Raw genomic sequence first — 14318 nt, 5'->3', positions numbered from 1 at the left:
GGCCAGGTTGTGGTCCTGGTGACCCTGACCGGGACGACCATATTCCATGCGCTCGGCACAACGACGTGGTGCTGTGGCGACGTGTTCAAACACCGCCACGGGACGCAGCAGTTCGTCGTATTCAACTTCGCGTCGTGTGCCGCGACTGTCCCAGCCTTGCAGCATTTCATTGGCCAGCCCCAAAAGACTGATCTGCGACCCGGCATCCACGCTCAGCGTCGATACCGCAACACCGGACAGCGAATACACCGTCACGAGATTGGCGGGCGCCAGCGGATCTTGCTCCTGTAACCCCCAAAGCCGTGGGTCCCACTGTTTGACAGCGTGCCCGGCGGCATTGTGGAGCGTGCGATTGATGCGTGCTTGAGTCGGCTCGCCTTCAACCTCGCGCCAATAATCAATGGAACGGATCGTCAGCGCTTGCGGATCGACGACCGACACTTTGGGGGTTTTAGAGTGCATGCCGGCGTGTCCCTGTGAGCCAATGGTTATCTAACCCCTCGCGCCACGGCACGGCTACTGTCAGAAATTACAGTACTGACCAATGGCAACAACGTTGATCCACGAATGTCCATTCACCCGGCCCTTCGGTAGGATGGAGGTCATGAGTTCAAGGAGCGTACACACATGTTCATCGGCGTCCTGCTGGTCATCACCTGGCTGATTTTGCTGTTGCGCTACCCGTCCAAGGCGTTTCCCGTGTCGGTGGCGGCCGCCGTCGGTTTGGGGCTGGTGGCCACGTGGGTGATCTGGCTGGACAATCGCGAGGTCAAGCAACTCGCGCGGCTGGAGCTGCGCATCGCCTACGCGCCCGAGCAGTGCCCGGCGGATCGCCCGTTGCAGCTGAAAATGAACAACGGCAACGACGTGCCGCTGACCGAATTGCGCTGGCGCATCGCAGCGTATGCGCCGGGTGATACGGTCAATCTGGCCGACAATCAATACGACGCCCCACGCTATCGTGGACCCGGCGAGCTGCAGGCCGGCGCCAATTGGGAAGACTGTTTGCCCTTGCCACCATTGCGCCCTGGCTATCGCCCGCAAACCCTGGAGTTTCGCGCCGAGCGTTTGCAGGGTAGTTTCTCCGATTAATCCACTTCTTACTTTGCACAAGGACCGCGCCATGCCCGTTGCGTTGATTACCGGTTGCTCCAGCGGCATTGGCCGCGCCCTTGCCGACGTGTTCAAACATGCCGGCTACGAAGTCTGGGCCAGCGCCCGCAAGGCTGAAGACGTGGCCGCGCTAACCGCCGCCGGTTTCACCGCCGTGCAACTGGACGTCAATGATGGCGCCGCGCTCGAGCAACTGAGCGAGCAGATCAATCAGCAACGCGGCGGCCTCGACGTGCTGATCAACAACGCCGGTTATGGCGCGATGGGGCCGCTGCTCGATGGCGGCGTACCGGCCATGCAGCGGCAGTTCGAAACCAACGTGTTTGCGATTGTCGGCGTCACCCGCGCGCTGTTCCCGGTGCTGCGTCGCACCAAGGGATTGGTGGTGAACATCGGCAGCGTTTCAGGGGTTTTGGTCACGCCGTTTGCTGGCGCGTATTGCGCCTCGAAAGCCGCCGTCCATGCGTTGAGCGATGCCTTGCGGATGGAACTCGCGCCGTTCGGTATCCGCGTGATGGAGGTCCAGCCGGGCGCCATCGAATCCAGCTTCGCCAAGAATGCCGGGCATGAAGCGGAGCAACTGATCACCGAACAATCGCCGTGGTTTCCCCTGCGCGAAGGCATTCGTGCGCGGGCCAAGGCGTCGCAGGACAAGCCGACACCGGCCCGGGAGTTTGCGCAGGGGTTGCTCAAGGCGGTGCAGCAAAGCAAGCCACCGCGTTTGATTCGATTGGGCAATGGCAGCCGGGCGTTGCCGTTGTTGGCGGGGTTGTTGCCCAAAGGGCTGCTTGAGGCCGGATTGATGAAGCGGTTCGGGTTGCGTGGGCAGCTCTGAGACCGAGTTGACCGCTTCGCGAGCAGGCTCGCTCCCACAGGGTTCTATGGGGTGCCATAGATAGCATTCACACCCGCGATCACTATGGGAGCGAGCCTGCTCGCGAAGGCGTCCGAACAAACACAGAAAATTTCAGGAAAACACTTCAATGACCGACTACACCGACTACTTCGACGAAGTCATCCAGGCCCACGTCGCCATCGAACAATGGCTGGCCGAAGAGCGAGACGACGCCGAACTTGAACAACTGCTGAGCCGGTTTTCGCCACAGTTTTCCATGATCTCGCCATTGGGCCGAGTGCTGGATTTCGAGGCGTTGAGCGAGCTGTTTCAGTTGGCGGGCGGCAAGAAGCTCGGGTTCAGGATCGAGCTCAGCGACTTGCGCGGTGTGGCGCTGTATGAAGGGGGTGCGGTGGTGAGTTATCGCGAGCAACAGACTGATGCCACCGGGCTGCATTCGGATCGGCGTTCGACCGTGGTGTTTGAGAAAGACGCGGATGGCCGGCTGATCTGGCGGCATTTGCATGAGACCTTCTGCAAAGGCTGAGACCGCGTCGCTCCATTCGCGAGCAAGCCCGCTCCCACATTAGATCTGCAGTGAACGCAATAGAAGTGATCGACGCAGCTCAAGTGTGGGAGCGGGCTTGCTCGCGAAGGCCGCGACTCGGTCCAACGCCTAGTTAACCACCACGGTGCACGTAATCCCCGCCGCCAACAGCACCCCCTCCGGCACTTCATCAATGTGAATCCGCACCGGCACTCGCTGCGCCAGCCGCACCCAGTTGAACGTCGGGTTCACATCGGCAATCAACTCGCGACTCTGCGGATTATCCCGGTCGTAGATGCCGCGAGAAATGCTCTCCACATGCCCCTTCAGCACCTCGCCGCTCATCAATTGCATGTCGGCCTTATCGCCCACGCGCACGTGCGGCAATTTGGTTTCTTCGAAGAAGCCATAGACCCAGAACGAGTTCATATCGACCACGGCCATCTTCGCTTCGCCGATGCGCGCGTAGTCGCCGCGATGGACGTTGAGGTTGGTCACGTAACCGTCCACCGCCGCCCGCACTTCGGTGCGTTTGAGGTTGAGTTCGGCGGCTTCGAGTTGCGCTTGCGCGTGCTGATAATCGGCCAGTGCCGAGTCGGCGATGTTGCTGGCGTCGTCGCGGTTTTCCCGGGAGATCACCAGGTTGTCCATGTCGGCACGGCGGCGGGCGTTAACCTTGCGCATCTCCCACGTGGCCTTGCGTGAGGCGACCAGCGACTGCGCCTGTTTGACCGCGATGCGGTAGTGCTCGGGGTCGATCTGCATCAGCAAATCGCCCTTCTTCACTTGCTGGTTGTCGCGCACCGGCACGTCCACCACTTCCCCGGTGACGTCGGCGGCGACGTTGATGATGTCCGCGCGCACCCGGCCGTCGCGGGTCCACGGGGTGTCCATGTAATGCACCCACAAGGTCCGGCCGATCCATAGCGCGAGGGCCAGCACCAGCAGGGTGGCGAGCAGGCTGAAAAGCTTTTTCATCAGGGCCTTCTTCAGAAATAGAGAGTCAGTGATAAACAGTCAGCGCCAGGGCGCCGAACAGACAGGTAAACAGGCTCAGGCGCAGCAGCGCCGGGTGCCAGAAGAAGCGGTACAGGTCGAATCCGGACAAGAACCGGTCCAGCGCCCAGGCCAGTGCGGCGGCGATGAAAAACATCAGCGTCATGGTGGGCATGTACACGCCGTGGAAGGCGATTTCACGAGGCATGTTCAAGTCCTTGCGGCGCGGTTTTCGTGTAGGCCGCGAGCGGTGATTGCGGGTCCAGCAATGAGGTGCGAATGAAGTGCAGGTAACTCTTCACCCGCCGCAGGGCCGAGGTATCGAAGTGCGGTGCGAAAGGTTCGTCGGTGGCTTGCACACGGCTGATCGCATGGTCGACCGCGATCAAACTGCGCTCCAGATTGTTCTGGCTCGGTTGCAGGAACAGCCGCACCAGCGAACGTCCCATCACGCGGATCGCCTGGCGCCACGGCTGCGATTCGGCGTAGGCCGGATGCACCGGCACAATCGCCTGTTCCTTGCGCAACTCGATGATCGCGTGGCCGACTTCCAGCACCACGAACATCCAGCGCAGCAAGTTGCGTTGAACGTGCGGTTGCCCCGCCGCGAGGCCATACGCCTGATGCAGCAAATCCCGCGTGCGGCTCTCAAAACTCGAGGCCAAACCCTTGAGTTTGCCGCTGATCGCGTACACCACTTGCCCACGCAGGTCCTGCTCCAGCCGTCGCCACAACCAGCGACTGTTCGGCGGCAAAATAATCGCCCCGGCCGCGGCGCAGACCAGCATGCCCAGCACCATGGCAATGTAGTCGTTGATGAAGGCGTAAGGGTTGTAGACCGTGAGGTTGTCCGGCACCGAACCGGTGCTGAAGAAGATCAGTAAACCGAGGCCGACCCCGGCGTATTGCGGCCGCGAGGTGAGGAACGAACCGAGCACGATCACCGGCGCGAGCATCACGCACAGCAACGGGAAACCGTCGATCCACGGGAAGATGAAAAACATCTCGAAGAAACCGATCAGTGCGCCAAGGAACGTCCCGCAGGCCATCTGAAACGCCATGCGTTTCGGATTCGGCGTGGCGGCGGAAAGGCCGACAGTTGCCGCCGCAATCAAGGTCATCGTCGCGCCGCTGGGCCATGCGGTGGCCACCCAATAACTGCCGAGTACCACCAGAATGAACGCCGCCCGAATCCCCGACGCGGCCGAGGCCATCCAGTTGGTTTGCGGGGTGAACGGCTCGTCCCATTGCTCGCGCGCATGGCTGTGATCGGCCAAGGACGCGTGGGTCTGTGCATAACTGTGCAGGTCGTCGACGAAGCGATAAAGCAACTCGTACGCGGTGTGGAAGTCCAGCAGCTCCGCGTCGCTCGGGTTGCTCTCCTGGAAGGTCGCCCGCAAGCGACGAACCCGCGCCGGCAAACCTTCTTTATAAGCGCTCAACTCGACGACCAGGCGTGCCGCGTCCGCGTCGGTCAGGGCACGACCGCTGAAACCGTCGAGCACTTCTGCGAGGTCTTGCAAACCCGGTTTGATCGCAGCGACCGCAGGCTCGGCACCGCTGCTGCGCAAGCGTTCGAGCAACTGATGCAAGGCGTTGAAGCGGGTGGTGATGCCCATGAACTCGCTGTTCAAACGATTGAGCCGACCGTTGCGCCGACGCATGTGCGGGTCTTCGAACACGGTCACGCTGCGCAAGCCTTCCAGGCCCACCGCTTCAGCGATGAAGCGCACGTTACTGGCTTCAAACGCGTCCCGCTTGCTGCGGCCGCGCAAGCCATCGGTGACGAACAAGGCGAACACGCCGAAGCGCTGATACAAGGCGTTGCGCATTGCGGCGCTGGCGGTTTGCGGCAGGATCGCGGCGCTGACCAGCGTCGAGCAGAGAATGCCCAGGGAGATTTCCAGCACCCGCCAGACGGCGGCCATGAACGCGCCGTCGGGGTGCGCCAGCGCTGGCAAACCGACCATCGCGGCGGTGTACCCGGCCAGCACGAAACCGTAGGCGCGAAAGTTGCGATACCGCGCCGCACCGGCCGAGCAGATGCCGACCCAGATCGCCAGCGAGCCGAGGAACAGTTCGGTGTTTTGTGCGAACAAGGCAATCAGCGCAACCATCACCGCCGAGCCGGTCAAGGTGCCGAGAAAGCGGTAAAAACTCTTGGCGAACACCTGACCGCTTTGCGGCTGCATGACGATGAACACGGTGATCATCGCCGTGCGCGGTTGCGGCAACTCCAGGCGCATCGCCAGCCACAAGGTCAGGAAGGCAGCGAACAGCACCTTGAAGATGTAGACCCAGGTCACGCCGTCGCTGCGTGCCCAGTCGAAAAAGCCCCGGCGCCATTCAAGGGAATACAGCCAGCGCAAGGGTGCGGGCAAGGGAGTCATGAAATCCTGCTCATTGAGGAAAGACCTGGATCAACCGAAACCCTGTGGCGAGGGGGCTTGCCCCCGTTGGGTCGCAGAGCGGCCCCAAAACCTGCCATCGCGGTTTTCAGGCACTCCGCATTTACCGGTTTGGCGACTGCTGCGCAGCCGAACGGGGGCAAGCCCCCTCGCCACAAATAGGGGCGTGTCTGATACATCGTGGTCACTTCAGAAGGCTCGGGGTTTTCGGGGCCTGGGTTTGTACGGCGGTCGGCACATCATTCCCCGCCCCCAACCCACCACCCAACGCCGTCACCAGTTCGGCATGAGCACTCAACCGCGCCGCCTGCACCTGCTGCTGCACCTGCTGCTGCTTGAACAACAACGTCTGCGCGTTCAGCACATTGAGGTAGTCGGTCAACCCGCGTTGATAGGCGATCATCGCGATGTCATAGGTCTTCTGCGCCGTGGCCACGGACTCGGCAGCGAAGGCCTGCTGCTTGTCCATCGACTCGCGGCGGATCAATTGATCGGAGATGCTTTTCAGTGCGTTGACCAGCGTCTGGTTGTACTTGGCCACGGCGATGTCATAGCCCGCCGAGGCTTCACCCAACTCCGAGCGCAAACGCCCGCCATCGAAGATCGGCAACGAGATCGCCGGGCCGACGCTGTAGTTGAGTTTCTTGCCGGTCAAGAACTCCAGCGCCCCACCGCCGGTGGCCATGTAGCCGAGGCTGCCGACCAGATCGACGTTGGGATAAAACCCGGCGTGGGCGACATCGATGCCGCGCGCTTGCGCCGCCACTTGCCAGCGACTGGCAACCACGTCCGGGCGTTGACCGAGCAATTGCGCGGGCAACGACGACGGCAGTTTCAGCGCGGCGCCCAACGACAGCGTCGGCCGCTGCAACTTCGCGCCCTCCCCCGGACCAAAACCGGCGAGGGCCGCGAGCTGGTTGCGGCTGAGGGCGATTTCTTCGTCCAGTGCATCGATCTGGCGATGGGTTTCCGGCAGCGGCGTTTGTGCCTGACTGACTTCAAAGTGCGTGCCGATGCCGCCGCTCAGACGCTTCTGTGCGAGGTCGAGAATCTGCTGTTGCTGCTGCAACGTCGCTTCGACGATGTCGCGCTGAGCGTAATGCAACGACAGCTCGATGTAGGCGCGCACGATGTTGTTCTGCAATTCGAGCTGCGCCAGACGCGCTTCGGCGGCGCTCATGTGCGCCATGTCCACGGCGCGCTCGGTGGCGTTGCTTTCGCGGCCCCAGAGGTCGAGCGCATAGCTGAAGCCCAGTGCGGCGTTGTTGTCCCAGGTGGTCGTGTTCGCCAACTCGCCCGGCCCGTAGAACTGATCGGTGGGCCAGTTGTGGCGCTTGAGCGTGGATTCGCCATTGATCTGCAATGACTCGGCGGATTCGGCGATGCCGGCCATGGATTTAGCCTGGCGCACCCGCGCCGCCGCCATGGCCATGCTCGGGCTGCCTTGCACGGCGAGGTCGATCCAGCGGTTCAATTGCGGGTCGCCATAGGCCTGCCACCATTGAGCGGTGGGCCAGTGCGCGTCCTGCGCAGCGTGTTGAATGGCTTCGTCGGTGGCCAGTGAATCGGCCTCCAGTGCCTTGCCCTGCGGGGCAATACCTGCGGTACCGATGCAGCCGCTGATTGCCAGGGTTAAAGCCAAAACACTGAGCGTCTGAAGCGCTCTGCTGATGCGACGCGGCACTGCTGCGATTTCCTGAGGTGGGGGGTGTTTCGGAGATGCGCAATTCTAGGGGGCGGCCGGAACGGCGATAAGCCGGGATTCTTGTGAATCTTTGTTACCGTTCACGCGATAATCCCTTGGTCGGGGTCTCAGACCTTGAAACCTTGTGTCACAATTTGCCATCTCCCTTGAGAGCACCCCATGGACACTTTGCAAAACATGCGCGCCTTCAGTTACGTGGCCGAGGCCGGCAGCTTCACCGCCGCCGCCGTGCAACTGGACACCACCACCGCCAACGTTTCGCGCGCGGTCTCCAACCTGGAAGCCCATCTGCAAACCCGCCTGCTCAACCGCACCACCCGCCGCATCGCGTTGACCGAAGCCGGCAAGCGCTACCTGTTGCGCTGCGAGCAGATCCTTGCCTACGTCGAAGAAGCCGAAGCCGAAGCCAGCGACGCCCATGCGCGGCCGGCCGGGCAGCTCAAGGTGCACACCATGACCGGCATCGGTCAGCACTTCGTGATCGACGCCATCGCCCGTTATCGCAAGACCCACCCGGACGTAACCTTCGACCTGACCATGGCCAACCGCGTGCCGGACTTGCTCGACGAGGGCTACGACGTGTCCATCGTGCTCGCCAGCGAACTGCCGGACTCGGGCTTCGTGTCTCAGCGGTTGGGCATCACCTACAGCATCGTCTGCGCCTCGCCGGCGTACGTGAAAGCCAACGGTTGCGCGCAAAAGCCCAGCGATTTGCTGAACCATATGTGCCTGCGCCTGGTGAGCCCAGTGATTCCGCTGGAGAAGTGGACTTTCGACGGGCCTGAAGGCCAGGAGATGGTCACCATTAACAGCTCACCGTTTCTGGTGAACTCGGCGGACGCCATGAAGACCGCGATCACCAGCGGCATGGGCGTTGGCGTGCTGCCGGTGTACGCGGCGATCGAAGGCTTGCGCAACGGTTCGCTGGTGCGTGTGATGCCCAACTACCGCTCGCAGGAACTGAACCTGTATGCGATCTACCCTTCGCGGCAATATCTCGACGCGAAAATCAAGACCTGGGTCGAGTATTTGCGCGGGTCGTTGCCGGAGATTCTGGCGGCGCATCAGGCGGAGTTGGCAGCGTATGACCTGAGCGGGAGTGTGAGCGGGGTTCGGCTGGCGAACTGATCTCACGGTCCTACAGACGCGCTGATTTTGGGGAAGGATTCCGACGCGTTCTGTCGGTTGTTGGGTCAGACGGGAAGTGGGTAGGCTTTGTGGGTCGCTGCCAAATCAGCGGCCAGGCTTGGAAACCTGATTCCCATCACAGCACATGGCATACTGCGGCGCTATTTTCTGCACGCAATTCCTTGTTATGGCGGCTGTGCGCGGGAGACCTTCGGGTCTGCCGGGTTTGATGGGATTTCCGGTTTTCCAAACCGCGCATGGCTGCCACCCTTTCGCTTGGAAACGAAAATGGCAGCTCGATCAATCCCATATCGAGTAACTTTTTCATGATTAAAGAAAAACCGAATCCCCCGGAAACCGACGACGTTTCCCCCTACGAATCCGTCGATTCCAAAAAATTCCACGACGCCGCCGAGCGCGCGCTGGATCACTACCTCAATCCTGCCGCCCTGAAATCCCCGCCCACCCGCAAACCCAGCACCATGTTCCTCCTCGCACCGGACCTCAAACACGAGGACCTGCTGGCCCACACCTGTGAATCCCTGGCCCAGGCCAATGTGATGGCCGGCGATTTTGCCGCCTACCTCGAAGGCCCGCATCGCAACACCGCCATGGCCATCCAGCAAATCGTCATGCTCGCCGAACTGGCGGCAAACCGGATGATGGACAACCTCGAACTGCCCAAACCAGTGCGCTAATCCCCCCAGCAGACACCATTCCCCTGTGGGAGCGAGCTTGCTCCGGGCGGCGTTCCGACGATAGCGGTGTATCAGTCGACATCAACGTCGACTGATACACCGCCAGACCACCCACTTCAGACGGCCATAAATCCCGGTTTTACGGGGTCGTCAACTGTCAACAATGACAGTTTTCGCAATACAGCTTCACCTCTATGCTCAGCTCACGACCCGATGTTTTTGATCATCGGGAATTAATGTAAAAGGAGCTGAACATGTTTACGGAATATACCCTTGCGCTAATCAAAAAAAACCCTCCCCAAGGTTCGGTGAACGCTAATGTAGTAAACGACCAGCATTTCGAAGCAGACACCTTCAACTTCAACCATGACTATCTTGCAACGGATGGAAAACTCTACCTGACCTTGAATACCCTTCAAACCTCTGTCTATCCGGACGGTAAAAAGATCTATCGGGGAATTGAAATCGTGTTCGACGCCGATATCACCTGGGGTATTCATAAAATCGCAGACCGTAAGGTTTGTGCCGCCTTTTGGAAAATGTGGAAAGAGAACGGCACCTTCCGGGTCGAAACGTTCAGAGCCGACAAGGGTGTCTTCCATTTAATGACATTCGATCATGATACTGAACAGTACAAGGGCTACTTTAACTTCACCTCCCTTGGAGACGACAAGACAACAAAGTCCATTGAAGACGGTGAATTTATTATAGAAGGCCGGAGTGACATTGCGATTTAAACCGGGGGGTTATTCAAGAAATACTCTGACTGCAGGAGCCGGGTTTGCTCGCGATAAAGATTGGACATTAGACGTGGATATCGATTGATACTCCGCAATCGCGAGTAAGCTCGCTCCCACAATGGAATGCGTGAAGCTGCAAGAAGGCAGGATCAAGTCAGCGCCCTACCTCGAAGGCCCGCACCGCAACACCGCCATGGCCAACTAGCAAATCGTCAGGCTCGCCGAACTCGCCGCGAACCGGATGATGGACAACCTGGACATACCAAAATCAGCGCCACACCGTTGATTTAATGTGGGAGCGGGCTTGCTCGCGAATGCGGTGTGTCATTTAACAAATAGGTTGACTGATACACCGCATTCGCGAGCAAGCCCGCTCCTACATTTGAATTGTGACTGCCCAACAATCTGGTCAGATCAGGTACTCGCACAACCGCTCGGAAGAATGTTAGCGTGCTTGGCATTCTCCACGCCCGACGAGCCCTCCTCCCATGAAAAAGACTGTCCTCGCCTTCAGCCGCGTCACCCCGGAAATGGTCGAGCGCCTCCAGCAAGACTTCGACGTGATCGTGCCAAACCCGAAAAACGGCGACATCAACGCGCAATTCAACGAAGCCCTGCCAAACGCCCACGGCCTGATCGGTGTCGGTCGCAAGCTCGGTCGCGCACAACTGGAGAACGCCGCCAAACTGGAAGTGGTGTCCAGCGTCTCGGTCGGCTACGACAACTACGACGTTGCCTACTTCAACGAACGCGGGATCATGCTCACCAACACCCCGGACGTGCTCACCGAAAGCACCGCCGACCTGGCGTTTTCCCTGCTGATGAGCAGCGCCCGCCGCGTTGCCGAGCTGGACGCCTGGACCAAGGCCGGCCAATGGCAAGCCACCGTCGGCGCACCGTTGTTCGGCACCGATGTGCACGGTAAAACCCTGGGCATCGTCGGCATGGGCAACATCGGCGCGGCCATTGCCCGTCGCGGTCGCCTGGGCTTCAACATGCCGATCATTTACAGCGGCAACAGCCGCAAGACCGAGCTGGAACAAGAGCTCGGCGCGCAGTTCCGTACGCTGGATCAACTGCTGGCCGAAGCCGATTTCGTCTGCCTAGTGGTGCCGCTCAGCGAAAAAACCAGACACCTGATCAGCCACCGTGAACTGGCGCTGATGAAGCCAAGTGCGATCCTGATCAACATTGCGCGTGGCCCGGTCGTCGACGAACCGGCCCTGATCGAGGCGCTGCAAAACAACCGCATTCGCGGCGCCGGCCTGGACGTCTACGAAAAAGAACCGCTGGCCGAGTCGCCGCTGTTCCAACTGAAAAACGCGGTGACATTGCCGCACATCGGTTCCGCCACCCACGAAACCCGTGAAGCCATGGCCAACCGTGCATTGGCCAACTTGCGCAGCGCCTTGCTGGGCGAGCGCCCGCAAGATCTGGTCAACCCGCAAGTCTGGAAAGGCTAATGACAACGGGCAGACGTTTTTTAAGCGTCTGCCCGCTCGCTACACAACTTGCAATTCAGTCAACCGACGAAAGATAAACCCCCGCTATAGACTCTCCACTACTGCCCGACCCCACGGACTAACGGTTATGGAGAACCCTTGCCTTGCACACGCTTAAAACTGCACAACTCATCAGATACAGCAAAGTAATACTGATGACCTACATAAGTTTGTTTGGACTGTTGGTGATGTATGGCAACTTTACGGACTATGCCACCAACTACGAATATGTCGGCCACGTCCTGAGCATGGACACCACGCAGAAAAGCGAAAATACCAGCTACCGGGCCATCACCTCCCCCCTGCTCCACCACCGTATCTACTGGCTTATTATCACCCTCGAAGTGACGTACACCGTGTTCTGCCTGATGGGCACTTACCACCTGCTTCGCAACATCAACGCAACTGCCAAAGCCTTCCACGAAGCCAAGAAATGCTCGATCATCGGGTTGATGATCGGTCTGTTTATCTATTACGTTTGCCTGCAAGTTGTCGGCGTTGAGTGGTTCAACATGGACAAGTCACAAACATGGAATGCCAAGGACTGGGCCCGGCACATCGTCGATTTCATGTTGCCGTTGTTAATTTATATAACGTTAAAGATCGAGCGCTGAACGCTCGATCTTTATAAACGTCACGCCAGTTTGCCGGTTCCCTGGATTACGGGTGGCTTGGGTTTACGAAACACCAATACATTGCCCAGCATCACCAACACCAGGCCCACCAATGCCGGTGCAGTCCATTGATAGCCCTCGGCAAACGCCGACACGTTCAACGCCACCACCGGGAACAACACGGTGCAATAGGCCGCGCGTTCTGGCCCCATGCGGCCCACCAGTGTCAAGTAAGCGGTGAAGCCGATCACGGAACCGGGAATGACCAGGTACAACAACGAGCCGATGTAACGCGTGCTCCATTCGATGTCGAACGGAATGCCTTTGACCAGGCACCATACCGACAACATCGCCGCGCCGTACGCCATGCCCCAGGCGTTGGTGGTCAACGGTTTCAGACCGGCCTTCTGTTGCAGGCTCGACAGCATGTTGCCGGCCGAGAAACACAGGGTTCCGAGCAGCGCCAGGCCCAGGCCGAGCAAGGTTTCCGGGCTCGCGGTGTGGCCCGCCAGTTCAGGCCAGAACAGCAGGCCAAGTCCGAACAGGCCCAACGCCCCGCCCATCAGCACATTGCGGGCGATTTTCTGGCCGAAGAACACCCGCGCATTCAGGGCGTTCCACAACGTCGCGGTGGAAAACACCACGGCGACCAGGCCGCTGGGAATCCACTGGCTGGCGGTGAGGAAACACATGAAGTTGACGCAGAACAGGCACAGCCCCTGCGCCAGGCAGATCAAGTGCCCACGGCGGTTCATCACTTGCAGACGTCGACTCAGCAGCAACATCGCGAACAGCACCAGCGCCGCGAGGCCGAAGCGATAGACGATCGACACCGGAATCGCCACCACGCCCAATTGCCATTTCAAGGCAATCCAGGTGGTGCCCCAGATCAGCACGGTCAGCAAGTACAACGACAGGTTCATGGCAAACACTCCTCAATAGAGGCTCAGTGTCCTGCGTGCGCTCGGTTCGCACTTGCATAAACTTGCGCTTTTGTCAGCCCGCAGGCTGGCAGGCCAACGTCTACGGAGTAGGATGCAAGGCGTTGGAGAGAACCGATCATGCCCGCACTGGAAACGCTGCAAGTCTTTCAAGCCCTCAACCGCTCGCCCAATGCTCGCCTCGAGCACAGCGCCGAGCTCGGTGACGGCATGGCTGCAGCCTTGTGGAGCAACCATCACGACGCCCAGGACTACGAAGCGCCGAGCCATCACACGCTGTCGTGCTACATCGCCGGCGGCACCGGCACCTTCCGCCGCGACCAGCCCGGCACCAAGGGCGGACCGGACAAGCTGTGCATCCTGCCGGCGGATCATCAGTCAGGCTGGGTGATCAATGGCGACATTCGCCTGGCCCACCTGTATTTCAGCCCCGAACAATTCGCCCTCGGCTGTGTCACGCTGCTGGACCGCGAACCGCGTGAACTGCAATTACGCGAAGCGACTTTCCTCGACGACCCGGCGCAAGCCTTGCGCTTTCGACAGATACTCACCCTCAACTGGGACGAACCCGGCGAACGCTTGCTGACCAGCAGCCTGGCCCACGAAATGCTCAGCCACGTGTTGCTGGGCCAGGTCGGGATGCGCGAGGGATTGCGGCTCAAGGGTGGACTGGCGGCGCATCAGCGGCGGCAGTTGGTGGAGTTCATCGATCATCAATTGGCCGAGGCCATCAGCCTTGGGCAACTTGCCGCGTTGTGTGCGCTGTCGGAATACCACTTTGCGCGGATGTTTCGCGAGAGCTTTGGTTTGCCGCCGCATCAGTATGTGCTGGCTCGCCGATTGAGCCGGGCGCAGGCGTTATTGCGTTCGACGTCGCAGCCGTTGGGGGAGATTGCGCTGGCGTGCGGGTTTGCCAGTGCGAGTCATTTTACCAATCGGTTTCGGCAGGCTTTAGGTGGGACGCCTAGGGAGTATCGGCAGGCGTTTTTGCGGTAGGCCCCAAGATAGTCGGTGCCTGTCAGGCAGCCTTCGCGAGCAAGCCCGCTCCCACATTCGACCGAGTTATCCTATGGGCATGCGATCAAATGTGG

14 protein-coding genes and 1 pseudogene are annotated in these 14318 nt (G+C 60.1%); 9 read left to right on the top strand and 6 right to left on the bottom strand.

The window, feature by feature from the left end; translation table 11 throughout:
* A pseudogene (locus tag BK660_RS23935) lies at positions 1–462 on the bottom strand (toxin); the annotation flags it as partial.
* Positions 463–627: 165 nt separating this feature from the next.
* On the opposite strand from BK660_RS23935, the gene BK660_RS23930 reads away from it, so the two are divergent.
* The 3 genes from BK660_RS23930 (at position 628) to BK660_RS23920 (ending at position 2495) form a co-directional block, all read left to right on the top strand.
* Positions 628–1092: a multidrug transporter gene (locus BK660_RS23930; RefSeq protein ID WP_123435378.1), complete on the top strand. Its 465-nt coding sequence runs from the start codon at positions 628–630 to the stop codon at positions 1090–1092.
* Positions 1093–1123: 31 nt separating this feature from the next.
* The gene (locus BK660_RS23925; protein WP_123435377.1) at positions 1124–1948 is read left to right on the top strand and encodes an SDR family oxidoreductase; all 825 of its coding nucleotides are present in this window, start codon (positions 1124–1126) and stop codon (positions 1946–1948) included.
* A 148-nt stretch (positions 1949–2096) separates the two neighbouring features.
* Positions 2097–2495: a DUF4440 domain-containing protein gene (locus BK660_RS23920; RefSeq protein WP_123435376.1), complete on the top strand. Its 399-nt coding sequence runs from the start codon at positions 2097–2099 to the stop codon at positions 2493–2495.
* A gap of 129 nt (positions 2496–2624) precedes the next feature.
* Here BK660_RS23920 and BK660_RS23915 read toward each other — a convergent pair whose 3' ends face one another.
* From BK660_RS23915 to BK660_RS23895, 4 genes are all read right to left on the bottom strand, one after another.
* A complete protein-coding gene (locus tag BK660_RS23915) occupies positions 2625–3473 on the bottom strand; it encodes an efflux RND transporter periplasmic adaptor subunit (protein WP_123435375.1) in 849 nt (282 codons plus the stop codon).
* A 25-nt stretch (positions 3474–3498) separates the two neighbouring features.
* Positions 3499–3699: a DUF1656 domain-containing protein gene (locus BK660_RS23910; RefSeq protein ID WP_008153498.1), complete on the bottom strand. Its 201-nt coding sequence runs from the start codon at positions 3697–3699 to the stop codon at positions 3499–3501.
* Positions 3689–5881 carry an FUSC family protein gene (locus BK660_RS23905; RefSeq protein ID WP_123435374.1) on the bottom strand — a complete coding sequence of 731 codons (2193 nt, stop codon included), beginning with the start codon at positions 5879–5881 and terminating at the stop codon, positions 3689–3691. The genes BK660_RS23910 and BK660_RS23905 overlap by 11 nt, the downstream gene beginning before the upstream one ends.
* A 202-nt stretch (positions 5882–6083) precedes the next feature.
* Positions 6084–7583: an efflux transporter outer membrane subunit gene (locus tag BK660_RS23895; RefSeq protein ID WP_123435372.1), complete on the bottom strand. Its 1500-nt coding sequence runs from the start codon at positions 7581–7583 to the stop codon at positions 6084–6086.
* Positions 7584–7763: 180 nt separating this feature from the next.
* Here BK660_RS23895 and BK660_RS23890 point away from each other — a divergent pair, with 180 nt between their 5' ends.
* From BK660_RS23890 to BK660_RS23865, 5 genes are all read left to right on the top strand, one after another.
* Positions 7764–8732, top strand: a complete 969-nt coding sequence (locus BK660_RS23890) for a LysR family transcriptional regulator (RefSeq protein ID WP_123435371.1) — start codon at positions 7764–7766, stop codon at positions 8730–8732.
* Between the two features lie 326 nt (positions 8733–9058).
* Complete coding sequence (locus BK660_RS23885) at positions 9059–9430, top strand: DUF6124 family protein (protein WP_123435370.1); 372 nt, start codon at positions 9059–9061, stop codon at positions 9428–9430.
* 254 nt (positions 9431–9684) lie between these two features.
* On the top strand, positions 9685–10167 hold the full coding sequence (locus tag BK660_RS23880; RefSeq protein ID WP_123435369.1) for a hypothetical protein: 483 nt from the start codon (positions 9685–9687) through the stop codon (positions 10165–10167).
* A 491-nt stretch (positions 10168–10658) separates the two neighbouring features.
* Entirely contained in the window at positions 10659–11633 is a 975-nt protein-coding gene (locus BK660_RS23870) for a 2-hydroxyacid dehydrogenase (protein WP_123435368.1), read from the top strand.
* A gap of 143 nt (positions 11634–11776) precedes the next feature.
* Entirely contained in the window at positions 11777–12286 is a 510-nt protein-coding gene (locus tag BK660_RS23865) for a DUF2165 family protein (RefSeq protein ID WP_123435367.1), read from the top strand.
* 20 nt (positions 12287–12306) lie between these two features.
* Here BK660_RS23865 and BK660_RS23860 read toward each other — a convergent pair whose 3' ends face one another.
* A complete protein-coding gene (locus BK660_RS23860) occupies positions 12307–13209 on the bottom strand; it encodes a DMT family transporter (RefSeq protein WP_123435366.1) in 903 nt (300 codons plus the stop codon).
* Positions 13210–13347: 138 nt separating this feature from the next.
* On the opposite strand from BK660_RS23860, the gene BK660_RS23855 reads away from it, so the two are divergent.
* Complete coding sequence (locus BK660_RS23855) at positions 13348–14223, top strand: helix-turn-helix domain-containing protein (protein ID WP_123435365.1); 876 nt, start codon at positions 13348–13350, stop codon at positions 14221–14223.
* The last annotated feature ends 95 nt before the right edge of the window (positions 14224–14318 follow it).

The organism is Pseudomonas brassicacearum, from assembly GCF_003732265.1.
GTDB classification, from domain to species: Bacteria; Pseudomonadota; Gammaproteobacteria; order Pseudomonadales; family Pseudomonadaceae; genus Aquipseudomonas; species Aquipseudomonas brassicacearum_D.
This window is presented reverse-complemented; position numbering and strand designations above follow the sequence as displayed.